19 protein-coding genes and 1 tRNA gene are annotated in these 24,069 nt (G+C 57.6%); 14 read left to right on the top strand and 6 right to left on the bottom strand.

Going from position 1 to position 24,069, the window contains the following annotated elements; translation table 11 throughout:
- The first annotated feature begins 61 nt into the window (after positions 1 to 61).
- The 12 genes from nhaA (at position 62) to pknB (ending at position 17,621) form a co-directional block, all read left to right on the top strand.
- Complete coding sequence (gene nhaA, locus O3675_RS08475) at positions 62 to 1,414, top strand: Na+/H+ antiporter NhaA (protein WP_371572014.1); 1,353 nt, start codon at positions 62 to 64, stop codon at positions 1,412 to 1,414.
- A gap of 52 nt (positions 1,415 to 1,466) precedes the next feature.
- Positions 1,467 to 4,817, top strand: a complete 3,351-nt coding sequence (gene lysX / locus O3675_RS08470; protein ID WP_371572012.1) for a bifunctional lysylphosphatidylglycerol synthetase/lysine--tRNA ligase LysX — start codon at positions 1,467 to 1,469, stop codon at positions 4,815 to 4,817.
- A gap of 337 nt (positions 4,818 to 5,154) precedes the next feature.
- Complete coding sequence (locus tag O3675_RS08465; RefSeq protein WP_303975200.1) at positions 5,155 to 6,717, top strand: sodium:alanine symporter family protein; 1,563 nt, start codon at positions 5,155 to 5,157, stop codon at positions 6,715 to 6,717.
- Between the two features lie 205 nt (positions 6,718 to 6,922).
- Positions 6,923 to 7,252, top strand: a complete 330-nt coding sequence (locus tag O3675_RS08460; protein WP_303975198.1) for a PLDc N-terminal domain-containing protein — start codon at positions 6,923 to 6,925, stop codon at positions 7,250 to 7,252.
- A gap of 88 nt (positions 7,253 to 7,340) precedes the next feature.
- Positions 7,341 to 7,427, top strand: a tRNA-Leu gene (locus tag O3675_RS08455).
- 229 nt (positions 7,428 to 7,656) lie between these two features.
- Positions 7,657 to 8,523: an FhaA domain-containing protein gene (locus O3675_RS08450; RefSeq protein WP_371572009.1), complete on the top strand. Its 867-nt coding sequence runs from the start codon at positions 7,657 to 7,659 to the stop codon at positions 8,521 to 8,523.
- Positions 8,523 to 8,987: an FHA domain-containing protein gene (locus O3675_RS08445; RefSeq protein WP_005507379.1), complete on the top strand. Its 465-nt coding sequence runs from the start codon at positions 8,523 to 8,525 to the stop codon at positions 8,985 to 8,987. Before O3675_RS08450 ends, O3675_RS08445 begins: the two co-directional genes overlap by 1 nt.
- A gap of 3 nt (positions 8,988 to 8,990) precedes the next feature.
- Positions 8,991 to 10,775 (top strand): PP2C family serine/threonine-protein phosphatase, encoded by a 1,785-nt coding sequence (locus O3675_RS08440; RefSeq protein ID WP_371572007.1) that lies wholly within the window; start codon positions 8,991 to 8,993, stop codon positions 10,773 to 10,775.
- Entirely contained in the window at positions 10,768 to 12,228 is a 1,461-nt protein-coding gene (locus tag O3675_RS08435; RefSeq protein WP_005507381.1) for an FtsW/RodA/SpoVE family cell cycle protein, read from the top strand. The genes O3675_RS08440 and O3675_RS08435 overlap by 8 nt, the downstream gene beginning before the upstream one ends.
- On the top strand, positions 12,221 to 13,660 hold the full coding sequence (locus O3675_RS08430; protein ID WP_049352862.1) for a penicillin-binding protein 2: 1,440 nt from the start codon (positions 12,221 to 12,223) through the stop codon (positions 13,658 to 13,660). Before O3675_RS08435 ends, O3675_RS08430 begins: the two co-directional genes overlap by 8 nt.
- A complete protein-coding gene (locus O3675_RS08425) occupies positions 13,657 to 15,414 on the top strand; it encodes a protein kinase (RefSeq protein ID WP_200963520.1) in 1,758 nt (585 codons plus the stop codon). Before O3675_RS08430 ends, O3675_RS08425 begins: the two co-directional genes overlap by 4 nt.
- A gap of 47 nt (positions 15,415 to 15,461) precedes the next feature.
- Complete coding sequence (pknB, locus tag O3675_RS08420; protein WP_049345746.1) at positions 15,462 to 17,621, top strand: Stk1 family PASTA domain-containing Ser/Thr kinase; 2,160 nt, start codon at positions 15,462 to 15,464, stop codon at positions 17,619 to 17,621.
- Between the two features lie 212 nt (positions 17,622 to 17,833).
- Here pknB and O3675_RS08415 read toward each other — a convergent pair whose 3' ends face one another.
- From O3675_RS08415 to O3675_RS08405, 3 genes are read right to left on the bottom strand one after another with little or no spacing between them, the layout of a single operon-like run.
- Positions 17,834 to 18,466 carry an aminodeoxychorismate/anthranilate synthase component II gene (locus tag O3675_RS08415; RefSeq protein WP_012904364.1) on the bottom strand — a complete coding sequence of 211 codons (633 nt, stop codon included), beginning with the start codon at positions 18,464 to 18,466 and terminating at the stop codon, positions 17,834 to 17,836.
- A 15-nt stretch (positions 18,467 to 18,481) separates the two neighbouring features.
- Complete coding sequence (locus O3675_RS08410) at positions 18,482 to 18,643, bottom strand: hypothetical protein (protein WP_005507386.1); 162 nt, start codon at positions 18,641 to 18,643, stop codon at positions 18,482 to 18,484.
- Positions 18,644 to 18,661: 18 nt separating this feature from the next.
- Positions 18,662 to 19,411 carry a class E sortase gene (locus O3675_RS08405; protein ID WP_371572003.1) on the bottom strand — a complete coding sequence of 250 codons (750 nt, stop codon included), beginning with the start codon at positions 19,409 to 19,411 and terminating at the stop codon, positions 18,662 to 18,664.
- A 159-nt stretch (positions 19,412 to 19,570) separates the two neighbouring features.
- Here O3675_RS08405 and O3675_RS08400 point away from each other — a divergent pair, with 159 nt between their 5' ends.
- Entirely contained in the window at positions 19,571 to 19,885 is a 315-nt protein-coding gene (locus O3675_RS08400; RefSeq protein ID WP_005507388.1) for a cell division protein CrgA, read from the top strand.
- A gap of 199 nt (positions 19,886 to 20,084) precedes the next feature.
- On the opposite strand, the gene O3675_RS08395 is transcribed toward O3675_RS08400, so the two are convergent.
- Positions 20,085 to 21,002 (bottom strand): LysR family transcriptional regulator ArgP, encoded by a 918-nt coding sequence (locus O3675_RS08395; RefSeq protein ID WP_371572001.1) that lies wholly within the window; start codon positions 21,000 to 21,002, stop codon positions 20,085 to 20,087.
- Between the two features lie 208 nt (positions 21,003 to 21,210).
- Between O3675_RS08395 and O3675_RS08390 the strand changes: the two genes are divergently transcribed.
- A complete protein-coding gene (locus O3675_RS08390; protein WP_049328051.1) occupies positions 21,211 to 21,843 on the top strand; it encodes a LysE/ArgO family amino acid transporter in 633 nt (210 codons plus the stop codon).
- Between the two features lie 24 nt (positions 21,844 to 21,867).
- Here O3675_RS08390 and O3675_RS08385 read toward each other — a convergent pair whose 3' ends face one another.
- Together O3675_RS08385 and O3675_RS08380 are read right to left on the bottom strand one after the other, a co-directional pair.
- The gene (locus O3675_RS08385; RefSeq protein WP_371571999.1) at positions 21,868 to 23,301 is read right to left on the bottom strand and encodes a D-mannonate dehydratase; all 1,434 of its coding nucleotides are present in this window, start codon (positions 23,299 to 23,301) and stop codon (positions 21,868 to 21,870) included.
- Positions 23,302 to 23,349: 48 nt separating this feature from the next.
- Positions 23,350 to 23,886, bottom strand: a complete 537-nt coding sequence (locus O3675_RS08380; RefSeq protein WP_371571997.1) for a GTPase — start codon at positions 23,884 to 23,886, stop codon at positions 23,350 to 23,352.
- Positions 23,887 to 24,069: the final 183 nt, after the last annotated feature.

The raw sequence follows: 24,069 nt of genomic DNA, 5'->3' as shown, positions 1-24,069 counted from the left end.
AGTGCAGAGTAAACTTAAAAGCCTTAGATGCCGCATAATATCGCGGCAGAAAGAGGAGAGAATGACTCACACCAACCCAGATACCCTCAGCCGCGGCTCATATAGCAACTCACGCCGCGTAGCCGACATTCTGCGTGCAGAATCAGTCGGCGGTACCGTACTTCTGATTGCGACGGTGCTGGCAGTAGTACTCGCCAACACCCCCGCATCCAGCTTCTACTTCGGTCTGCGAGACACCGTTGTTGGCCCGGTCATCCCCGGTTTCAACCACCTGCAGATGAGCATCGGTACCTGGGCGGCAGACGGCCTGCTCGTCGTTTTCTTCTTCCTCACAGGTCTGGAGTTGAAGAAGGAATTTGTGATTGGTGACCTCAAGTCGCCTTCCACCGCGATTGTGCCGATTGCGGCTGCCTTCGGTGGCGTGGCAGTGCCCGCGATTATCTACACGGCGCTGAACTTCACCAGCCCCACCGCTCTGCACGGCTGGGCGATCCCCACCGCAACCGATATTGCGTTCGCGGTGTCTGTTCTCGCCGCCGTGGGTACTTTCCTCCCCTCGGCGATGCGTGTCTTCCTGCTGACCCTGGCAGTGGTCGACGACCTGATTGCAATCTGCATTATCGCGATCTTCTACACCAATAACTTCCACGGCGAGTACCTGCTCTTCGCACTCATCCCCCTCGCTCTTTTCGCGTTCATTGCCTACCGCGGTGAGACCATGCTGCACCTGAAGCCTCTCGCCGCATGGATTCTGCTGCTGCCCCTGGGTATTATCACCTGGGCACTCTTCCTCGAGTCCGGCATTCACGCCACCATTTCCGGCGTGGTTCTCGGCTTCCTGGTGCCCGTGAAGATGTCCGCTCGCTCTGAGGCGGCACAGGCTGAACACGGTCTTGCAGAGGTGCTGGAGCACCGATTCCGTCCCCTCTCTACCGGCATCTGCGTGCCGATCTTCGCATTCTTCAGCGCGGGTGTGGCTGTGGGCGGTTTTGAAGGCCTCGGACGCGCCCTCACCGACTCGGTGGCGGTCGGCATTATGGTTGCACTGGTTGCAGGTAAGACCATCGGTATTTTCGGCACCACCTGGCTCGTGACTCGCTTCAAGAACGCTAACCTCGACCCGGACATCGCATGGATTGACGTGATCGGTCTGGCTGCAACCGGCGGTATCGGCTTCACTGTGTCCCTGCTGGTCGCTGAGCTGTCCTTCCCGCACGGCTCTCCGCACACCGAAGACGCCAAGATTGCGATTCTCTTCGGTTCCGTGCTCGCCGCGATTGTTGGTGCCGTTATCCTTTCACGCCGTAACAAGCACTACCGTGCCCTGGCTGAGAAGGAAAGCGTAGACGCTGACGACAACGGCATCCCCGACGTCTTCGAGGGCACCTACCGTGACCCGAAGACCGAAGCCTAGTAAGAACTCCTAAGGTCTAGCACCTTCCCTACACCCCAATCCCCCGCTGATAATGATGTCTCACCGCACTACCTCACGTCGCCGTACAGCACGAGCAGGGCAGGCGCCCGCGCCTCCTTCAAGGTATGCAGAGATATCAGCACGCGTGGTGATTGGGGTGTATTCTTTTGCCGCGCTACTGACCACGTTCGCGTGGATTATTTCTCCTCTGCGGCACGGTCGCGGCTTCACTTGGTGGGAAGTCACCGCTGACCTGCTGAATATTCCCTCCACGCACACGCTACCCAGCGCCATTACGATGATTGTGCTTGTGTCCGGGCTGATTGTGCGCAAGCGTGCCGCTCTCATTGCAGCCATCGTTTTTCAGGTGCTTGGTGTGCTGATCGCCAGCCATAGCGCATTCACTCTGGTGTTCCCCGCGGGGATTATGCCGAAGGACCGTATTTTCTCCTCGACGGTCGATACGCTCTCCATCGTGTTTGCGTGCGCGCTGGTGCCTTTCCTTTTCTCGATTCGTTCGGCGTTCCCGGCGCGTATTGGTCGCCTCTCGTGGGTGGGTGCGGCGTCGACGGCTGTTGGCGGCATCCTGCTGACTACTCTGGTGCTCTGGTACCTCTGCCACATTGGTGTGTGGGAGCCGTTGCGTTCGGTGACCCCGTGGGAGCTGCTCATGCACGGCATGGGTATTGAGCGTACCCATCCTGGTGTTTGGTCTGCGGATGTGGTGGGTTTCTTGGCGTCCTTCGGTTACGGTGCTTCACTGGTTGCGGCGCTGTACCTGTTAGCGCGCGGTTACCGTGCCCCGGATGCGTGGACCGGCGAGAAGGAGCTGAAGATTCGCGCTCTGCTGCAGCAGTACGGTGCCAATGATTCGCTCTCCTATTTTGCGACGCGCCGCGATAAGCAGGTCATTTTCTCTCCGGATCAGAGGGCGGCGATTACGTACCGTTCGGTGGGTTCGGTGTGTTTGGCGTCGAGCGACCCGGTGGGTGACCCGGATTCGTGGGATGCCGCGATTGAGCAGTGGATGTTGCAGGCGCGTAGTTACGGTTGGGTTCCTGCGGCGCTGAGCGTGAGTGAGGCGGGTGCGCGCGCCTATAACCGTGCGGGTCTGTCGATTATTCAGATGGGTGAGGAGGCGGTCCTTGAGGCGGACCGTTTCACGCTCAATGACACGTCGATGCTACCGGTGCGTCAGGCGGTTCAGCGTGTGCGTCGCGGCGGGTACACGGCGCAGATGCGTCGCTTTGCGGAGCTGGATGAGCAGCAGCGTCAGCAGGTTGCGGAGAATATTTCGGCGTGGCGTCATGGCCGCGTGGAGCGCGGTTTTTCGATGGCTCTGAACCGTGTGAATGATCCGGCGGATTCTTCGTCTGTTCTGGTGTCGGCTCATGATGAGGCAGGTCAGATGGTGGCTCTGCTGTCATTCGTTCCGTGGGGCCCCACCGGCCTGTCGCTGGATGTTATGCGCCGCTCCCCCGAGGCACCTAATGGTGTGGTGGAGTTTATGGTGGCATCGCTGATGGAGCAGGCGGCGTCTTTGGGTGTGCGGCGGGTGTCGCTGAATTTTGCGATGTTTGGCCACATTTTTGAGGCTGCCGATCAGGTCGGTGCTTCGGCGTGGAACCGTTTTGCGTCCCGCTCTTTGGGCGTGCTGGATCGTTTTCTGCAGTTGCGCCGCCTGTATCGTTTCAATCTGAAGTTTACCCCGCTGTGGGTTCCTCGTTTTTTGGCGACGGAGCCGACGTTGGCAATGGTGAATGTTGTGGTTGCGGCGGGTATGGCGGAGGGCTTCCTACCGAATCTGTCGGCGCGCCGTTTGCAGGATCAGGAGCAGGTTCTTTCTGCAGATGAGCTGGAGGCTCTTCGCCAGATGCAGCTCGCTACTGTGGAAGAGCTTCCTGAGGTGTCGCGTAGCGATCAGACTCAGCACCGTCTGCGCCATCTGGAGGCGCTGCGTGCGGCGGGCATGGAGCCGTATCCGCTAGGTGATTCTTTGGGCAGTACCAGTGCTCCTGTACTGGGCGTGAAGGATGCCCTGTGTATATTCTCTTCTGAAAATATTCCAGATTCGGAATTTATGGTTTCGGGTCGTATTCGCGTGCTTCGCAACCACGGTGGAGTCCTCTTTGCGACCCTGATTGAGGGCGGCGAAACTCTTCAGGTCGTCATGGAACGTAGCCTAGTGGGCGAGCGCCCGCTGAGCCTCGCCTCCCACAACCTGGATACCGGTGACATCATCACCGTGCGGGGCACCTACGGGGTGAGCCGTAACGGCACTCCATCGCTGATTGCCGCCTCCTGGTACATGGCGTCGAAGAGCCTGCACCCCATCCCCTTCGACTCCTTTACTGACCCGGAGGCGCGCCTGCGTCACCGTTCCACAGACCTATTGGTGCATCCGGATCAGATGCAGAATCTGCGTCTGCGTACCGCGGTCATTAAGGCGCTGCGTGCCCGCCTGGATGCGGAGGGCTTCCTTGAGGTGGAGACCCCGATTCTGCATACGGTGCACGGTGGCGCGAGCGCGCGCCCTTTCCGCACGTATATCAATGCGTACGGTGAGGATTTGACGTTGCGTATTGCGCCGGAGCTGTACCTGAAGCGTCTGGTGGTGGGCGGTAGCGGTCCGGTGTATGAGCTGGGTCGTGATTTCCGTAATGAGGGTGCTGACGCGACCCATAATCCGGAGTTTACGGTGCTTGAGGCGTATCGTCCGTACGCGGATTATGTGCAGATGCGCGAGTTGACGGAGCGTCTGATTAAGGATGCCGCTCAGGCGGTGTTTGGTTCGGTGTCGTTGCCGCTGGGTCATAAGGCTTCGAGCGAGCGCGTGGTGCGTGATGTGTCGGGCCCGTGGCGTGTGGTGTCGGTGTGTGATGCTCTGTCGGAGGCACTGGGTCGCCGCGTGGATGTGCAGACGGATTTTGAGGAGCTGCTGGCTCTGGCGCAGCGGCACGGTGTGCGCGTTCATGAGGGCATGGGCCCGGGCGCCATCGTTGAGGAACTGTATGGTGAGCTGGTTGAGGCGCATACGGTGGAGCCGACGTTCTATACGGATTTCCCTGCGGAGACGAGTCCGCTTGCGGCGCCGCATCGTAGTGTTCCGGGTTTGGCGGAGCGTTGGGATTTGGTGATCAACGGCATGGAGATGGGCTGTGCCTACTCGGAGCTAGCGGATCCGCTGGTGCAGCGTGAGCGTCTGACGGAGCAGTCGTTGAAGGCGGCTTCGGGTGACATGGAGGCGATGGAGGTGGATGAGGATTTCCTTTACGCCTTGGAGACGGGTATGCCGCCGACGGGTGGTTTGGGTCTGGGCGTGGACCGTCTGGTGATGCTGTTGGCTCAGACTCAGATTCGTGGGGTGTTGTCGTTCCCGTTTGTGAAGCCTGAGCGTTCGTAGCCCGACTGATCCCCCCGCTTCTCCGCTAAGCCCGGTGCGAGGTTTTGTACCTTGTGCCGGGCTTTTTGTGCCCGCCCTGCCGGCGCCGTCAACACCCCCACGGAGTCTATATTTACTCTGCCCATATATTAAGTATTCGTTACATTTTGGCTTGGGCCCCTTTTTTAAGTTGCCGAGCGGGGGACGTACCCGACACAATGAAGTGACTAATCATACGGAGCGTATGTGCCTCCGTTACGCGGCTTTGAGTCCGCGCCACCCAGCAATGCAGCCCACACGTTGTCCGTCTTTCGGATTTGAGCGTGCGGGCTTTTTGCTTTCAAGATTGGAGTGCCGAGTGGATTTTCTTCTGAATATCATCGGGGACATTAATACGCAGACTGCGGGACTGACTTCCGCCGTGGATGCCGTGCAGAACTGGATGTGGAGTAATTTCCTCTACTACGCTCTGATTGCGGCTGGTCTGTACATTACGATCCGTACTCGCGGTGTGCAGTGGCGTTCCATTAAGGAAATGGTCCGTGTCCTGGGTGACCCGGTTGCTCGTGAGGCTGACGGTAAGAAGAGCATTTCTTCGTTCCGTGCGTTTACTGTTTCGGCGGCTTCTCGTGTGGGCACCGGTACTGTTGCGGGTGTTGCTTTAGCTATTGCTATGGGCGGCCCGGGTGCTGTGTTCTGGATGTGGGTTATTGCTGCTGTTGGTGCGGCTTCTGCTTTTGCGGAGTCCCTTCTGGGTCAGCTGTACAAGGAGCGCGGTAAGGATTCCTATATTGGTGGTCCGGCGTACTACATGAAGCGTGGCCTGAATGCTCCGTGGATGGGTTACATCTTCGTGGCGTTCATTGTGGTCACTTATGCGTTTGTGTTTGTGGCGGTTCAGACGAATGCTGTGGTGGATGCTGCGGCGAACTCGTTCAGCATTGATGTTTCGGGTACTAACTCGATGGGTTTCCGCATCACTATTGGTCTGATTATGGTGGCTTTAACCGCGGCTATTATTTTCGGTGGTATTCGCGCGATTTCTTCGGTGACTGAGTGGCTGGTTCCGATTATGGCGGTACTGTATCTGCTGCTGGGTCTGCTGGTTGTTCTGCTGAACATTGGCCAGGTTCCGGAGATGCTGCTGATGATTTTCCAGGGTGCTTTCGGTATTAAGGAGTTCGTGACCGGCGGTACCATGGGTGCCGTGATTTGGGGTATGAAGCGTGGCCTGCTGACTAATGAGGCGGGTATGGGTACTGCTCCGAACGCTGGTGCGACCGCTACTATTTCTCACCCGGCTAAGCAGGGTTACGTGCAGACTCTGGGTGTTTACTTTGACACGATGATGGCGTGTACTGTGACCGCGTTTATTGTGCTGCTGTCGAACCCGACCTATGGTGATCGTTCTCGTGGTGCGTCGCTGACTCAGTCGGCGTTGGCTATGCAGCTGGGCGATTGGGCGGTTCACTTCCTGACTATCGCGATTTTCATGTTTGCGTTCTCGACTGTGATTGGTAACTACTACTACGGCGAGTCGAACATGCGTTTCGTGACTGAGCGTAAGCTGCCGATGAATATTTTCCGTGCGCTGGTTCTGGTGTTCGTGTTCTTCGGTGCGATTTCTTCTCTGGATCTGGTGTGGACTACTGCGGATATGTTGAATGCCGGCATGGTGATTGTGAACTTGACGGCGGTTCTATTGATGACTCCGCAGGTTGTTGCGGTGTTGAAGAACTATGAGGCTCAGCGTAAGGCTGGTTTGGAGCCTATTTTCAAGGCTTCGGATATGCCTGAGTTGAAGAATCTTGCGGCGTGGGATGGTACCGATGCGGTGACTACTCGTGAGTTCTGGGCTGAGTATGATGCGAAGACTGCTGAGCGTCGTGCTGCGAAGAAGGCTAAGAAGGCTAGCCGCTAGTTTGTGAGCTACACGCAGGTCTCTGCGTGAGGCTTTTGTGGAGGGGTCCGTCCTGCTGTGTGCGGGGCGGACCCTTTTACGTGCCCGAGGTGATTGGTGGAGGGTGTCCTTGCTGCGGTAGGCTCTGAACGCCTCCTCGGACTATTCTGAGGGTCTGCGTGCTCCTAATGGGTCTGTATGCTTAGGAAGGATATTAGGAGGGTTTATGGATTGGCGTGCCGTACTGGAGCTGGTGGTCACCATCGTGTTTCTGGCTGGTATTGCGTTGGCGCTGCTGTGCTTGGTGACGATTCATCGGAACCCGCATTTTTCGGAGGTACAGAAGCTGAAGTGGCTTCTGCTGGTGCTGTGCCTGCCGTATGTGGGTCCGGTGACTTGGTTGTTGCGTGCGCGTTTGGAGCGTATTGACCGGGAGCGTGCTGAACAGGAGCGTATGGCGCGGGGTTCCGCGGCTGCTTCTGCTGCAGATGCTTCCGGTGGAGTGCCCAATAGCGCCTCGGAGGCTCTTTCTGACCCCTCCACCACCTCTAAGTAACGAAGGTCACACTCTCTCAATTGGACAGCACCGCATGCAGTCCGTATAGTTTTATGTGTTGCCTGCGGTGATACACCGTAAGACACATGCGCGAGTGGCGGAATAGGCAGACGCGCACGGTTCAGGTCCGTGTGCCCGTGAGGGCGTGGGGGTTCAACTCCCCCCTCGCGCACCAACGATCCCCGGTTCGAAAGAACCGGGGATTTTTTCATATCCATAACCAATTCCCCGCTAAATGACGGGGTTCCAGAGCGATGGGCAAGTGCATCACCTAAAATAGAATCGGGTGTGTTCATTCACAGGGCACACAGCTAACGCACAGACACGCTCGTTAAACTGAGCCTTTCGGATAAAGACCGTTTGCGCGGTCTGTTGCTCGGAATGGTCGTTGAGAAGGAGGCGGCATGAAGTTTTTCGACAAGCTGGGCAAGCTGGAGCAAGGCATCGGTCGCACTGTCGGCCTTTCCAAGGGCTTCGGCACCTTTGCGAAGGCGGATGTCGCTAACCGCGTCCGCATCATGATGGATGACGAGTCCTACGTGGACGGCAGTGGTCGCACTATGGCTCCTAATGTCTATACTCTCCGTTTTGCGCCGGTCGATTTCCCGCGCGTGCGCGAGTGGGGCAACCCGTTCGCTGTTGAGCTGTGCGATTTGGCGATTTCGCACGCCCGCGCGCAGGGTTACACCCTCATTGGCGCGGTTCGCGTGACGTTCAACGTTCTTGATTCTCTCTCTGAGGGCGAGTTTGAGGTTGTTGCGACTTTCGAGCCGTTCTCTGTGCCGGAGGCTCCGGCGTCCCCGTCTCTGCGCGGTGCTACTAACTACGCGCCGGTGCGTCCGCCGCGTGAGTCTTCTTTGCCGACCCGCATTACGAAGCCGGCTGCCCAGCCGGCTCAGCCTGCACCCAGCCCTGCACCTCAGCAGGCTCCTGCGGCTCGCCTGAACATGCCTGTAGCGCCCCCTGCGGCGGCAGCTCCCCGTTTCTTCTTGGAGATTGAGGGGCGCATGCACCCGGTGAACCACCTGCCGTTTGTGCTGGGCCGCGGTTCTGATGCTGATCTTCGTCTGGACGATAAGGGCGTTTCTCGCCGTCACCTGCAGCTTTCGATGCAGGGTGGTGCGGTGGTCGCCACCGATATGGGTTCTACCAACGGCACGTTGATTAATGGTGCGCCTCTGCGTGCGCCGGTGGTGCTGGCGAACGGTTCGCTGCTTCGCATGGGTAATACCCGCATCATCTTCCATAGTTCGACCGGAGGTGTCCGTTAATGGCGTCTGAATTGACCGTTACTATCCTTCGTTACGCTTTTCTGGCTCTGATTTGGTTCTTTGTTTTCCTGGTGGTTTCGGCGGCTCGCCGTGACCTTGGTTTGGGTAAGAACTATCGTGCGGCACCGGTTGATGCGGTTCCGGAGGCTACCCATATTGCGCCTCCGCCGACTCGTCCTTCGCAGCTTGTGATTACTGCCGGTGCGCAGGCTGGCGCGATGATGCAGCTGGGGGACCACCCGATTACTATTGGCCGCGCTAATGACATTGAGGTGTCCCTGCAGGATGATTACGCCTCGGGCCGCCATGCGCGCCTGTTCCCTCAGGGTTCCCGTTGGTTCCTTGAGGATTTGAATTCTACTAATGGTACGTTCGTCAATGGCGAGCGTCTGACTCGTGCGACCCCGATTGAGCCCGGTGATGATTTCCGCGTTGGCGGTACCACCATGCAGTTGAGGGGCTAGTGTATGAAGATTGCTTTTCGTTTTGAGGCCCGCTCTGATACGGGTCTGAAACGCTCGAAGAATGATGACTCCGGCTACGGTGGTCGTTTCCTTGCGGTCGTTGCTGACGGCATGGGCGGCCACGTGGGCGGCGATGTCGCGTCGGCTACGACGGTTCTGAATCTGACTCCGCTTGACCATCCTGACTTTGAGGATGGTACCGGTAGCGTTTATCTGGCTGATGAGATTCAGAGCGCGAACCTGATTATTAATGAGCTGGCGGCAAATGATCCGCAGCTGGCGGGTATGGGTACGACCTGTACTGCCCTGCTGATTGACGGTGACTGCATTGAGTTCGCCCATATTGGTGATTCGCGTGCGTATCGTCTGCGTCCGGGTGCTGATGGCGAGTTTGAGCAGATTTCTACTGACCATACGTTTGTGCAGCGCCTGCTCAATGAGGGTCGTATTACCCCGCAGGAGGCGGAGAACCACCCGCATAAGAACGTGATTATGCGCGTTCTGGGTGATGTTGACGCGTCCCCTGAGCTGGAGTTGAAGACTCTGGACGCTGTTCCCGGCGAGCGCTGGGTGCTCTCTTCGGATGGTTTGGATGCTGTGGTGTCCCTGTCGGAGATTGAGCAGGTGATGCGTTCTACCGATGACCTGTCTGAGATTGCTGACACTCTGATTGCGATGACCTTGGAGCGTGGCGCTCCGGACAATGTCACGGTTGTGTCTCTGCAGGTGATTGACCGTGAGGTTCTGCCGGTGGATGAGCCGGTGGGTCCTTCGAGCCTGCCTGAGTCTGCTCTGCCTGATTCGATTGTGGCGGAGCAGGAGGTCAGCACGAACACTCAGAAGCTTCCCGAGGTTGCTGCCACGGCTGAAGCTGCTGAGGCTTTTTTGGGTGCGCACCATGATGAGGATCCTGAGGAGCATCATCGTCGGTCGTTGCGCCGTTTCCGTCGTGCTCGTGACTTCTCTGGCACCCTGTTGCACAGCGGTTCTGGGGCGGTTCGTCACCATATCGGTACGTACGATAACGCCGTGGATGCGGCTCTTACGAACGCTGCGATTTTGCGTAGCGAGTTGGGTTCCCGCCCGCATCAGCTGGTTGGTGCCGCTTCGGTGGCTACTGAGACCGGCATGATTCCGGCGGTGACTTCTCGTACCCTGGAGCATCGTGCGACGGTGGCTCAGCGTGTGCCGTTGAAGGTTGAGTCTGATGAGGCGGCCCTGCCGGCTGAGCTGGAGGAGCTGATTGCTGAGGACACTGAGGAGCGTTCGCGTCCGAGGTCGTGGCCGATTCGCCTGTTTATTACTCTGCTGGTTGCGGCTGTTTTGACGTTGGCTGCGTGGACCGGTCTGCGTTATGTAGAGCGTAGCTACTATGTGGGTGAGAGTGACGGCACGGTTGCGGTGTACAACGGTATTCCGCATGCGTTGGGCCCGATTCGCCTTTCTCACGTGGTGGAGAATACCGATATTCCTACGAGTGAGCTGAGCGATCATACGCGTTCTTTGTTGCGTAATGCGATTACGGCGAAGGACCTGGATGATGCGCACCAGATTGTGTCTCGTTTGAAGACTCAGGCGGATCAGACGCGTGAGAAGGCTGAGCAGGCCGCTGCGTCTGCTTCCGCGTCTGCCTCGGCTTCTGCTTCCCCGAGCTCTGAGGCGCCCAGTGAGGCTCCGGGCTCTGAGGCACCGGGCTCTGAGGCACCGGGCTCTGATTCGGCATCCCCGGCTCCTGAGCAGGCTTCTTCGGAGGCTCCTGCTGCGGTAGGCGGTGAGAATAATGGCTAAGTTCTCGTTCCGTCGTGAGTCGGATGCGCCTCGTGCACGCCGTTTCACGGAGCTTTTCCTGCTGGTTTTGGCGGTGGGTATCAGCTCGTTCGGCATGTATCTGATTGATCCGGAGCATGCTTTTGATACGTCGAAGAGCCAGTGGTTGCCGTGCACGGTGGTGCTGGGTGCCGGTGCTCTTCTGATTCACCTAGTCATGCAGTTCCGCGCACGTTATGCTGATCCGTTTATTCTGCCGCTGGTGGTGGCGCTGAACGGTATTGGTTTGACCATGATTTATCGTCTGGACCCGCAGATTGCGGCGCCGGTGGGTGATGGTCAGCTGATGTGGACCGGCGTGTCTATGGTGCTGTGCGCGATTATCGTGTTCGTGCTCAGGGATTACCGTCTGCTACGTAAGGTCACGTACACCTCGCTGGTGTTGTCGATGATTCTGCTCATCATGCCGCTGGTTCCGGGTCTGGGTATGGAGCTCAATGGTGCTCGTATTTGGATTCATATCGGTAACCGAACGTTCCAGCCGGGTGAGGTCGCGAAGATTACTTTGGCGATTTTCTTCGCCGGCTATTTGGCGACGCACCGTGACCTGATTCTGGTGGCTGGCCGCCGCATCGGCCCTATCAATCTGCCGCGTCTGCGTGATTTGGCGCCGGTGTTCTTGGCGTGGATTGTGAGCCTGGGTGTTCTGGTGTTCCAGAAGGACCTTGGTTCAGCAATTATGTTCTTTGGCCTGTTCATGGCGATGCTGTACCTGTCGACCGGCCGTATTTCGTGGCTGGTGGTTGCGGGTATCGGCATGGCTGTGGGCGGCTATTTCGCGTACCACTATGTCTCGCATGTGCACGCCCGTATTTATGCGTGGGTGCATGCTTTTGATCCGGAGATTTACCAGGCGTCTCCTGGCGGTTCGGGTCAGATTCTGCAGGGCGTTTTCGGTCTGGCTTACGGCGGTCTTTTTGGCCGCGGTTGGGGCCAGGGCCGCGCGAACCTCGTCCCGTACGCTAATTCGGACATGATTATTTCCTCGTTGGGTGAGGAGCTGGGCCTGGTGGGTCTGGGCGCGATCCTGATGATGTTCATGCTCCTGGTTTCGCGCGGTTACCGTGCGGCGTTGGGTACTCGTGATGGTTTCGGTAAGCTGCTGGCTGCTGGCCTGTCTACGGTCATGGTTCTGCAGCTGTTCGTGGTGATTGGTGGCGTGACTCGCTTGATTCCGCTGACTGGTCTGACGACTCCTTTCATGTCTGCCGGTGGCTCCTCGTTGGTGGCTAACTGGATTATTGTGGCGCTGTGGCTGTCGATTTCTCATAGTGCCCGCGCACCTCACCTGGTGGCTGGTTATGATGCTCCGCAGGGTATTGACCATGCGGACACTAGCTACGAGCCGGAGGGTGCTACTAGCGTTCTGGCGCGTATTACGGCTAAGGATTCTGGAGGTGAGAAGAATGGATAGAGCTATTCGCCGCATGTGGATGTCTGCCGCGTGCGTGTTTGTCCTGCTGATGGGTACCCTCAGCTATATTCAGTTCTTCGATTCGAAGACGCTGATGAATAATCAGTGGAATTCTCGAGCGCTCTACGACAATTACGGTTCGGCACGTGGTTCGATTGTGGTTGATGGTACGGAGATTGCTTCGTCGGTGAAGTCTGATGATGAGTACAACTACCAGCGTGTGTATAACCACCCGCTTAAGTATGCGGCTCTGACCGGTTATTTCTCCACGATTTATGGCGCGACCGGTTTGGAAGCTGCTATGGATAAGGAGCTTGCGGGCACGAGCGATAGCCAGTTCTATGACCGTGTGGCGCAGCTGTTCAGTGGTTCTTCCGCGCAGGGCGCTAGCGTGGAGCTGACGATCAATTCGAAGCTTCAGGATATTGCCTACAACGCGTTGCAGGGCCGTAAGGGTGCTGTGGTGGCGTTGAACCCGAAGACCGGTGAGATTCTGGCGATGGCTTCTTCGCCGTCCTATGATCCGAATCTTCTGTCGTCTCATACGAGCTCTTCGGTGTTGGCGAATTACCAGGCGCTGACTTCTGATGAGGACAGCCCCCTGTTTAACCGTGCGATTGCGGGTAACACCTATTCGCCGGGTTCGACCTTCAAGATTATTGATGCGGTGGCGGCGCTGGAGTCCGGCAAGTACAACGCATCTTCGGTCATTGCGAACCCCGCGCAGTTGCCGCTGCCGGGCACGAACATCAGCCTGCCGAACTATACGGGCGGCCAGTGTTCGACCCGCACTCAGGCGACGATTGAGTGGGCTTTGGCTCAGTCCTGTAATACGCCGTTTGCGCAGATTGCGATGGATTTGGGTCAGGAGCGTATCGCGAAGACCGCTCAGAATTTTGGTTACGGCCAGGATTTGAAGATTCCTTTGACGGTTTCTAAGTCGTCTTTCCCGTCGAATCTGACGCAGAGCCAGCTGGCCCAGTCGGCGATTGGTCAGTACGACGTGAAGACCACTCCGCTGCAGGTGGCGATGACTTCTGCAGCGATTGCAAATGGCGGCGTGCAGATGAAGCCGAACCTGATTCGTTCGGTGAAGACCAGCAACCTGAGCACTTTGCAGGAGTTCTCTCCTGAGAAGCTGCGTACGTCCACTAGCCCTGAAATTGCTAACCAGGTGAAGCAGTGGATGGTGAATGCGGTTGATAATGGTATTGCACGTAATGCTGGTGTCTCCGGTGTGAAGGTGGCGGGTAAGACCGGTACCGCGGAGACCACGGCAGGTTTGAATAATTCTTGGTTTACCGGTTTCGCGCCGGCTGATGATCCTCAGATTGCGATTGCTGTGGTTTATGAGGATATTGACGTGGCGACCGGTGCCCAGTTGGCAACCAGTACTAGTAAGCAACTCTTTGAGGCGGTGTTGAACAAGTGAGGCCTGCGGCTGATATCACTTTGGGCGGGCGCTACACCCTAACCGAACGTATCGCGATTGGCGGTATGGGCGAGGTGTGGAAAGCTCGCGACAAGGTGCTTGGACGCATCGTTGCGGTCAAGATCCTCAAAGAGGAGTACACCGGTGACCCGGGCTTCTTGGAGCGTTTCCGCGCTGAGGCCCGTAATACGGCGCTGTTGAACCACCCCGGCGTAGCGAACGTTTTCGACTACGGCGAGGAGGACAACTCCGCGTACCTGGTCATGGAGCTGGTGCCGGGTAATCCGCTCTCGAGCATTATCGAGCACGAGACTACCTTGCCGCCCGATCGTATTCTGAACTTCATTGCTCAGACCGCTCGCGCGTTGGCTGCGGCTCATTCGCAGGGTCTGGTGCATCGTGACGTGAAGCCGGGTAACCTGATCATCACTCCGGATGACCGTGTGAAGGTGACCGATTTCGGTATTGCTCGTCTGGCTAACCAGGTGCCGTTGACGGCTACCGGCCAGGTGATGGGCACTGCCCAGTATTTGGCGCCGGAACAGGCAACCGGTCAGGCGGCTACCGCGTCTTCGGATATGTACTCGTTGGGCATTATTGGTTATGAGTGCTTGGTGGGTCGTCGTCCGTTTACGGGTGAGTCGCAGATTGCGATTGCTTTGGCTCAGGTGAATGATCCGCCGCCGCCGCTTCCGGAGACCATCCCGGCTCCTGCTCGTGCGCTCATCATGTGCTTGTTGGCGAAGGACCCGGCTCAGCGTCCTAAGGATGCGACCGCTCTAGCGTCTGCGGTGGATGCGATTCGTCGCCGCGATCTGAAGGCAGCGGTGAAGGCTGTTCCTCCGCTGGCGCAGTTCTTGGCTGAGGAGAATGCTGACGACGGTACTGTCGCTATGACCGCGATGGATGTTGCGGCTGAGCCGATTAGCGCTTCTGCTGCTCCGCGTTTTGGTTCTGGTGGTCGTTTCTCGCCGGAGCCGACGACGGCGCCGATTCCTCGCACGAGTGAGCAGACGATGCGTCCGGCTTCGGGCCGCGTGAAGTCTACTCCTGCTCCTGCAGCGAAGCGTGGCCCGAACGTGTGGATGTGGGTTGCTCTGCTTCTGGCAATCGTGCTGATTGCTGGCGGTATTTGGACGGTTCTTTCCTCCAATAATGGTGGCGGTTCGACTGATCCGGTTCCGAGCGCTTCTTCGTCTGCTGTTCCGACGAACACGGGTACCGTTTCTACGGTGGAGCCGACTGAGTCTGCTTCTGCCCGTGCCGCTAAGCAGAAGGTGACCGTCAACGCGATTAACTACGAGGGTCGCGAGCTGCAGGATGCGGTGAACGAGCTGAAGAACCTTGGCCTGTCCCCCAAGACTGAGGGTGTTGAGTCGACTCAGCCGGAGAACACGGTGATTTCGGTTTCTCCGACGGGTACTTTGGAGCAGGGTAATAGCGTGACTGTTCGCTATTCCACCGGTCCGAAGTCGGTGACTTTGCCGTCGAACCTTGAGGGTAAGAACGTTGATGAGGCGTCGAAGGCTGTTGCCGCTCTGGGTGTGAATGTTTCTCTGCATTATGAGAATTCGGACACGGCGGCCCCCGGTACGGTGCTTCGTACTACCCCCTCATCTGGCACCAAGGTCACGGTTGGTAGTAATGTAGACATGTATGTGGCCTCTTCCAGTTCGGGTAGGGGTTCGAGTGCGAGCGCTTCTGCTGCACCGTCTGCGTCGGCTTCTGCTTCCGCTTCTGCGTCGGCGCGTTAGCCCCTACATTTTGATTTAGTTTTAGTCTTAGTGATCCAGGAGAACTTATGGACCTGTCGGTTCCCGACACGGTTGATAACCGTTACAAGGTACTCGAGGTAATCGGTACCGGTGCGATGGCAACCGTTTATGCTGCTGAGGATACTCGCCTCGGCCGCAAGGTTGCGCTTAAGATTCTGCGCCCGGAGCAGGCCCAGGACGATACGTTCCGCGCACGCTTTAAGCGTGAGGCGGAGGCTGTGGCGTCTCTGAACAATCCTGCGATTGTTGCTGTCTATGACACCGGTTCGTATAACCCTTCGCAGGATGGTGGGGAGTCTGCTTCTTCGGAAGAGGGCACCGCTATTCCTTATATCGTGATGGAGTACGTGGAGGGTCATACTCTGCGTTCCATCCTGTCCCGTGGCGGCCACCTGCCGGTCCGTGATGCTTTGGGTTATTCCGAGCAGCTGCTGGGTGCTTTGCAGTACAGCCACTCGATGGGCATCATTCACCGCGATATTAAGCCGGCGAATATTATGGTGCTGGAGCGTACCAGCGAGGATATCGCTAAGGGTCAGCCGGGCCAGATCAAGGTCATGGATTTCGGTATTTCCCGTGCCATTGAGGAAGCTGGCGAGGCGCTGACCAAGGCTAATGTGGTGATGGGTAGCGCACGCTACATGTCCCCTGAGCAAGTGAGCGGCAAGGAAGTTGACGCCCGTAGCGACCTGTACTCTGCTGCTTGCGTAATTTACGAGATGATTGCTGGTCGTTCTCCGTTTGACGCCGAGTCGAATGTTGATCTGGCGGCTAAGCATCTTTCGGATGCCCCTGAGCCTCCGAGCAAGTTCACCCCGCTTGAGGTTCCTGCTGGTCTGGATGCTGTGATTCTGAAGGGTCTGGCGAAGAACCCGGATGAGCGTTATCAGAGTGCTGCTGAGTTCGCTCAGGCTCTGGCGTCGGTTGTTCGCCCGGGTGAAGAGACCGTGGTTCAGGATGCAGCGATGACTACTGCTTTTGTTCCTTCGGCGACTACTGCTTCCCTGGGTGAGGATTACGCCCCGTACACCACCTCGATTACTGAGGCTTCGGTGGAAGACGGCGGCCTCAACGGCTTCTTCGAGTATGAAGACGATGAGGAACTGTATGACGAGGAGGAGTACGCAGAGTACGATGAGTCTTCGCCGCGTAAGCGTGCGTGGGTTCGTTTCCTTGTGGGTACTCTGATTGTGGCTCTGCTGGTTTTCAGTGTCGGCTCGGTTCTGTACTACCAGAACAAGCTCAATGAGGTTCCGCAGGTTCAGGTTCCGGCTGTGGTGAATGTTTCCCGCGATGATGCCGATAACCAGCTGCGTAACCGAGGCTTCGTGGTGGAGTACCGTCAGGGCTACTCGGACAACATCAAGAAGGGCGACGTTATCAACGTTGAGCCGGGTGTCGGTTCTACGGTTAATAAGGGCTCGACCGTGGTTGTGACTGTTTCGAGCGGTCCGGAGAAGGTCAAGTTGCCGGATAACCTGCAGGGTCAGAGTGAGGCGTATGTCCGTAACGCTCTGAAGGACCTGGGTCTGGTGGATGGCCGCGTCTCCACTGTGGAGAGCGCTTCCGTTCCTGCCGGTATGGTTGTGGAGCTGTCCCCGGAGAAGGGCTCGACCGACGATAAGGGCGCTCAGACCGTTGAGGCTGGTAGCACCGTGAACATTGTCCTGTCCTCCGGTAAGGTAAAGGTCCCCTCGCTGGTGGGTCTGACCAAGGATCAGGCGATTGCTGCTCTGACCGCTCAGGATGTTCTGCTGAACACCAACATTGAGACTGTTCAGACTAACGAGCGTCCTGCGGGCACTGTGCTTTCGCAGAGCTCTGCGGCGGGTACTCTGGTGGCTCAGAACAGCACTGTGACGATCCGTGTGGCTGCTACTCCGACTCAGACGACCGCTCCGACTACTGCGGCTACTCAGCCTGCGGCGGCGACCGGTAACCAGAACGCTACTACTGGTAACCAGAACCAGCAGCGTTCTACCGCGGCTAACCAGCAGGCTACTCAGCCTGCGGCGGCGACCGGTAACCAGAACGCTACCACTGGTAACCAGAACCAGCAGCGTTCTACCGCTACGGCTACTCCGGCACCGGCTGCGTCCGCTACTGCGGGTACCCGTACGATTCAGGGTACTAACGCGAATACCAATGCGAACAACGCTAATAATGCAAACGCTAACGCCCGCTAAGGGGTTCTAGCGGTTAGCAAAAGGGGCGGCGCTCCACACCGTTGGGTGTGGGGTGCCGCCCCTTTTCGCGTATCTGGGCTTGTTCGTGTATCTGGGTTTGCTCGTAGCTAGGGGTCCAGATATAGCTATCGCCTCCAGTTTCCCTGTAGCGTGTCTGCTACGGGGCTTCTGGAGGCGATATAAGCCGTTGAGGGCTTCTTAGGCTAGAAGTACTAGGCCATGAGGGGCGAGAGGCTCTTAGCGCGCTCTGCGGCTCCCTGCAGGCCGGTTTCTTCGAGCCAGTTGCCAAGCATGAGGTATCCGCTTTCGGTCAGGACCGATTCGGGGTGGAACTGCACGCCGTGCATGGGGGCCTCGCGGTGGCGCAGGCCCATGATGATGCCATTGTCGGTGGTGGAGGTGGTTTCCAGGACCTCGGGCATGGTTTCGGGTACAACCGCCAGGGAGTGGTAGCGGGTCGCGGTGAAGGGGCAGGGCACGTCCTTGAACACGGAGACGTTCTCGTGCACGAGGCGGGAGGTCTTGCCGTGCATCAGCTCGGGGGCGTGGGTGACGGTGCCGCCGAATGCCTCCGCGATGGCCTGGTGGCCGAGGCAGACACCCAGTAGCGGCTTCTTCGCTTCGGCTGCCCAGCGGATGGTGTCAATGATGACGCCTGCCTCTGCGGGGGCACCGGGGCCGGGAGAGACAAGCACGCCATCGTGTTCTTCGGCGAGCTTGATGACTTCGGCGAGCTCGTATTCGTCGTTACGGATGACGGTGGTTTCAGCGCCGAGCTGCTGGATGTAGCCGACGAGGGTGAAGACGAAGCTGTCGTAGTTGTCGATAACAAGGATGCGGGTCATGGCACGTCCTTAGCGCTAATGGTTGATGGTGACGTTCAGGTTGAAGGGGCCGTACTCTGCGAAGTGGGGGAAGACGAATTCCATGAGCAGGTAGACTACGGCGAGTATCAGCACGATGGCGATGATGATGCGAACCCACAGGGGGCCGGGGAGGTGGCGGAAAATCCATGCGTACATCTGCTTTTCCTCTCTGATTTAGGATCCTGCTACGGAGGCGGCAATTTCTGCGGGCGCTCCGGCTGCGGCGGGCCGCCAGGATTCGAGGCGGGCGTGGACAATGTATCGTTCGGTGTCGCCGTAGCGCGGGTGGCAGGTGGTGAGCGTCAGGAGGCGCTCGGTGGGTGCTACGCCGGGCTGTCCGGGGACGGGTTCGATGACTTCTACCTGGTCGGGCTGCACGATTTCGTGGCTGTAGACGGTGTAGGTGTAGTAGCCGTCTTTGGTGCGCACGTAGATGTGGTCGCCTTCGGTGAGCAGGTCGATGTCGTTGAGGACTTTACCGCGGGTTTGGCGGTGGCCTGCGAGGGAGAAGTTGCCGACCTGTCCGGGCATGGCGCTTCCTTCGTAGTGGCCGAGTCCGAGGGAGTCGAGCACGTCGGAGCTGGTGCCCTGGGTGGCGGGGCGCTGGTAGTCGGATCCGAACTTGGGGATGTAGACGATGCCGAAGACTTCACCGTGGCCGGGTTCGCTCAGACCTGCGGGAGGGGTGTTGGGGTCCCAGTTGGGGAGGGGTTCGGCGGGGGTGGAGTCGAATTCCTGGACGAGGGTGCTGACGGCTTGGGATTGGGTGCGGTCGGCGTCGATGTTGGTCCACCAGAGCTGCCATGCGACGAAGAGCAGTAGTAGGAGGCCGACGGTGATAAGGAGTTCGCCTGTAATCTGGATGATCCAGTGCAGCACGGTGCGGGGGCGGCGCTCTGCGGTGGGTGCCGTTCCTTGGCTCATGCGTTCTCCTTTGTCTTCTGGGTTGTGTATGTTCTTGGGCGCCGGGTGGCGTTCCTTATCTTTCAACGCACGGAGAAGGTGAAATCATCCCGTAAGTCTGCAAAGATAGGTGTGAACATATATTTTTAGGTTACCCATACAACAATAAGCGGAGGAAGTATGTCGACCAACTCGGCTAAGGCATCGTCCAAGAAGAAGTCTCAGAAGTCTGCTAAGTCTGAGGTGGAGGATGCGAGCGAGCTGCGTCTGCGTGAGATTGCTCGTGAGATGGAGAGCGGCACGCAGCTGAAGGAGCAGACTCCGTTGTGGTACCGCGTGATTATGTTCTCGCTGTTGGCGGTGGGCATTCTGTGGATTATCGTTTTCTACATTACGCAGGGCCTGTTCCCGATTCCTGATTTGGGTATGTGGAATGTGAGTGTTGGCGTGGGCGCCATGATGGTGAGCATGCTGATGATGACTCGTTGGCGCTAGAGTTTTAGGCGTTATGACTTAGGCGTTAGAGCTTATAGAGAGGCGGCCGTCCCGTGTGGGGCGGCCGCCTCTGTATGTGTGGTGGGGTGTTATAGGGTTTTATTACCCAGTTCTTATATTCTTATATAAGAATATAGTCTAGTCAGACATATATTTTTAACAATTTGGTTAATTTCAGGATCTTGACTCAATGAACCCTTTAGTAGATCAGGTCGCCTCGTGCCGCTTCGTGGACGCGGCGGGTTACGGTCTCCATGACGGGCGAGTTGATGTTCCAGCGCTGCCAGTAGAGGGGAAATTCTACGGGGGTTGCGGCGAGCTTCACGAGGTGCCCGCTTTCGAGCTCTTCGGCGCATTGGGCCTCAGGGATGAGACCCCAGGCAATACCGGAGCTGACGGCTCGCGCATAGTCCGGAGATGAAGGAATGTAGATGGTGGGGCTTTGGGTGAAGGTTTCTTCAGCCTCTAGACCTACCTCTTTTTCAATGAGGGCTCGTGCCACATCCTGCACAAAGTCTTTACGGTCATATTCGACGACGGGGGCACGATTGAGCTCTTCGCGACTCATGCTCTTGGGCCAGCCGGGCAGGTACCGCTGCACGAAGTCGGGGGTGGCAACACACCAGTAGCGTGCCACACCGAGGGCTTCGACGGAGCAGCCGGGGATTTTTTCGGGTTTGGAGGTGATAACTGCCATGACTTCTCCGGATCGGAGCATGGCGGAGGAGTGGAATTCGCCTTCTCGTCGCAGGTCGCAGAAGATGCTGTCTTCGCGGCTGAGGGTTCCTACGGCGTCGAGGAACCAGGTGGCGAGTGAGTCGGCGTTGACGGCAACGGAGACGCTCTGGAAGCCGCCGGCGCCCATGAGTTCGCGTTCCATTTCTTGCTGCAGGAATTCGCTCTGTCGGGCGATGCGCAGTACGCTTTGTCCGGCGTCGGTGGGGGTGACGGGGTTGCTTCGGCGTACCAGGACCTTTCCGGCGATCTGTTCCATGGCTTTGATGCGCTGGGAGATGGCGGAGGGGCTCACTCGCAGGATATCTGCTGCCGCATCGAAGGTGCCGTATTCGATGACGGTGGCGAAGGTGGTGAGCTGGTCGGTACTGAAACGTGTCATAAGAATATCTTATGCAGTGTAAAAATATTTAGATAGATTTAGGGTCCTTTTTCCCGTATTCTCGTCTCTGGCACTTCACACGTCAGCTAACGCAGGCTTTATCCCTGCGTCGCGAGCTTTTGCCTGGCAAGCTGGTAGTAAGAGAGCCGCTACCCGCCACTGCGTACGCGGGTTCATACCCCATTTGATCAACATAGAAAGTTTCACGATGTCCGCATCCCTCTCCCTGCTGTTTCTGGGTGCTACCACCACGATTTCTTTGGTAGCGGCTATTGGCGCCCAGGGAACTTTTGTGCTGCGTCAGGGTATTTTGGGTCGGCATATTACCCCGATTATTATTTTCTGCATTCTGTCGGATGCTCTGATGATTGGCTTGGGCGTTGTGGGTCTGGGTGCCCTGTTGGATGCGGCGCCGTGGTTTATTGAGGTGTTCCGATACGTGGGTGCGGCGTTTTTGGCGTGGTTTGGTTTTGAGGCTGGCCGCCGCGTGTTTACTCCGCACTCGATTGTGGTTGATGATGCGGAGGGCGATTCTCAGTCGCTGAAGGCGGCTCTGCTGACCACGGCGGCGGTGACGTATTTGAATCCGCTGGCGTGGTTAGATACGACTATTCTTTTGGGTTCGCTGGCGAATGCCCAGGGCGATCCTGGCCGTTGGTGGTACTACCTGGGCTGCTGCTGCGGTAGCTTGATCTGGTTTTTGATGCTGGGCTATGGTTCGCGCCTGTTGCGTCCGCTCTTTGCGCGCCCTTCAGCGTGGCGTGTTTTGGATGGTGCGACGGCTCTTCTGATGGCGTACTTGGTGTTCAACCTGCTGACGATGAACCTGTCGACTCACTAGCTTTTATCCCCCTGACTTGCCTCCTTATGCTTTGTCAGTCGCTTTTTCAGTGCTCTTCTCCTCGTCGAGGGGCATGAGCACTTCGTTTTTGGGCATGGTGAGTAGGCCCAGGTAGATATCGCGAATGATCAGGATGTGCTTGATCCGCTCAATCATGGGCTTGAGGAAGCTTCGGGCGTATTTTTCGTCGCTACTGGTGGTTGCAACGAAGCTGAGCCCGGAGAACACGGCAACGATCATGGACACTTTGATGACGACGGCGTTGATGTTGGTGTCTACGCCGAGGATTTTGAGGTGTTCGGGTTTGATACTCATCCAGGATTCGATGGTGGTGTCGCTAATGGCGATGGATGAGAAGCCCATGAAGAATCCGAAGACAAGCAGCATGAAGAGGGTCGCCTGAATGATCTGCCCGATCATGGGGATGATGATGAGGTTGCTCCAGGGCGCGATTTTGAGGGGTCGGTGTTCAAGGATTTTCTTCTCTTCGACCCAGTCTTGGGCGGTGTTCCAGATTCCGCCTTCGAGGGCTGCGGCGTGCTCGTAGTCGTTGTCGCTAAAGCGTGCGATGTCGTCGCCTCTGGAGCGCCCCAGCAGGCGCGCTGTGCGCTCTAGGGAGGTTGTGACGACCACGAACACGGCGAGTAGCCCCATGAGGCCCAGAACCGCCCAGGTGCGCGGGAAGCTGAGTCCGTTGGCGAGCTTCCAGAGGTCTGCATTCACGAAGATAAAGAGCACGGAGACCATGAGTACGGGTAGTACTTTCGCAATCATGGGCGGCAGGGAGGCAAGCTGGTGGATGGCGTGTTTGAGGGACCACCCTAGGATGGTGTCCACGCCGAGGAAGATGGCAAGGTAGATACCCACAACGATGAGCGGGAATACTTGGGAACCGTTGTAGACGAAGTCGAAGCCGTCGAGGGTGTTGGATGCAAAGACACCGGCGGTGAAGAGCATTCCGGCAAAAAGTACGGTAAGAATACCCGTGGTGATTTGAACCCACCGCGGGGTACGGACCATCAGCCCGTGGGCAAGAGTGATGAACACACCGGAGATGACCGGCATAACGAGGAAAATCCCGCCGAGTACGAGCGCTGGGAGTACTTCGTTGCTGAGGGCACTATCGCTTGTAAGAGCTTTGATGTAGTTCGGTAGGGATCCTTTCACGTCCTCTACGACGAAGAGGAGAATGTTGCGCAGGAAGATGTAGCAGATGTGCATGATGCCAGCCCACAGGATCCACGGCACGGAGCGTGGGAACGCATCGAGAGCACGTTGACATGCAGGAATAATGAGGGGCACTCCCTGTTTACGGAACCAGATATTGCTCTGCTTCAGCGCATCAGTCTTGCTGTAACGCTGAGGTTGCACCGCTTCTGCAGTGGCTTTAGCGCGCAGCCGTGTCCAGGTGGGGCGTGCTTCCTTCTGCTGCGGGGTGTTCTGGTCCTGTGTGCTCATGACATACAACTCTACCGGGGGTTGAGAACCTCTTTTATCCGAAGGCCCCTATAGTTCTTCCTTCTGGAGTTCAGCTCCAATAAAGCGGCTGTAGGCGCCCATGAGAAGGGCAGCTGCTTCTTCCTGTTCCGCGTAGATGCCCAGCTCTTCATCCTCACGACCCGTGTAGGTGCCGCTACTGATTTCGAGCAGGGATAGCGGCCCTTCTGAAGTCTCCGGTGCCAGGGCATCCAGAATGAAGCTCAGGCTTTCTTCTGCGTCTTCGTCTACTCCCATGAGGCGCCCCAAGCGTGTACCCGGGTAGGGTGCGATAGTGAGGACGTCTTCGTTCTCGCATTGGATAATGCGTGCGATAGGAATGATATCCTCGGCTGCGGTCTCTTCGAGCAGTAGCTCAGTGGAGAGGTCGATATGGCTTTCCTCGCTCTGTAGGAGCTGCCTGGGCCACCAGAGGTGAATGTATTCGGTCAGTGCCGCCCAGGTTTCGTGAGGCTCCAGTGTGCTCTCCACGTAGAGGGCTACCGTTCGTTCTTCGCCGTCGTGCTGATGTTGCTGATCGACTGGCTCTGGTGCGTGGGAAAACATGGGGTAGTGCATGGTTCTACTCTATCCCAGTGTGTCTGTGAAGAGCATTCTTCCTAGTAGACAGAGCCATAGACAAGGGTCTGAGGGCACAAAAAAGGGGCAGACCCGTATGGGTCTGCCCCTTTCCAGCTTTAGCTGTTAAAGCAAAAGAGCCCGCACAAGCGGGCTCTTTTTATTGCCTAT

The sequence above is a fragment of the Rothia sp. 27098_8_27 genome, assembly GCF_041432805.1.
Classification (GTDB): Bacteria; Actinomycetota; Actinomycetes; order Actinomycetales; family Micrococcaceae; genus Rothia; species Rothia mucilaginosa.
Note: the sequence above shows the minus strand (reverse complement) of the source record. Positions and strands in the feature narration are given on the sequence as shown.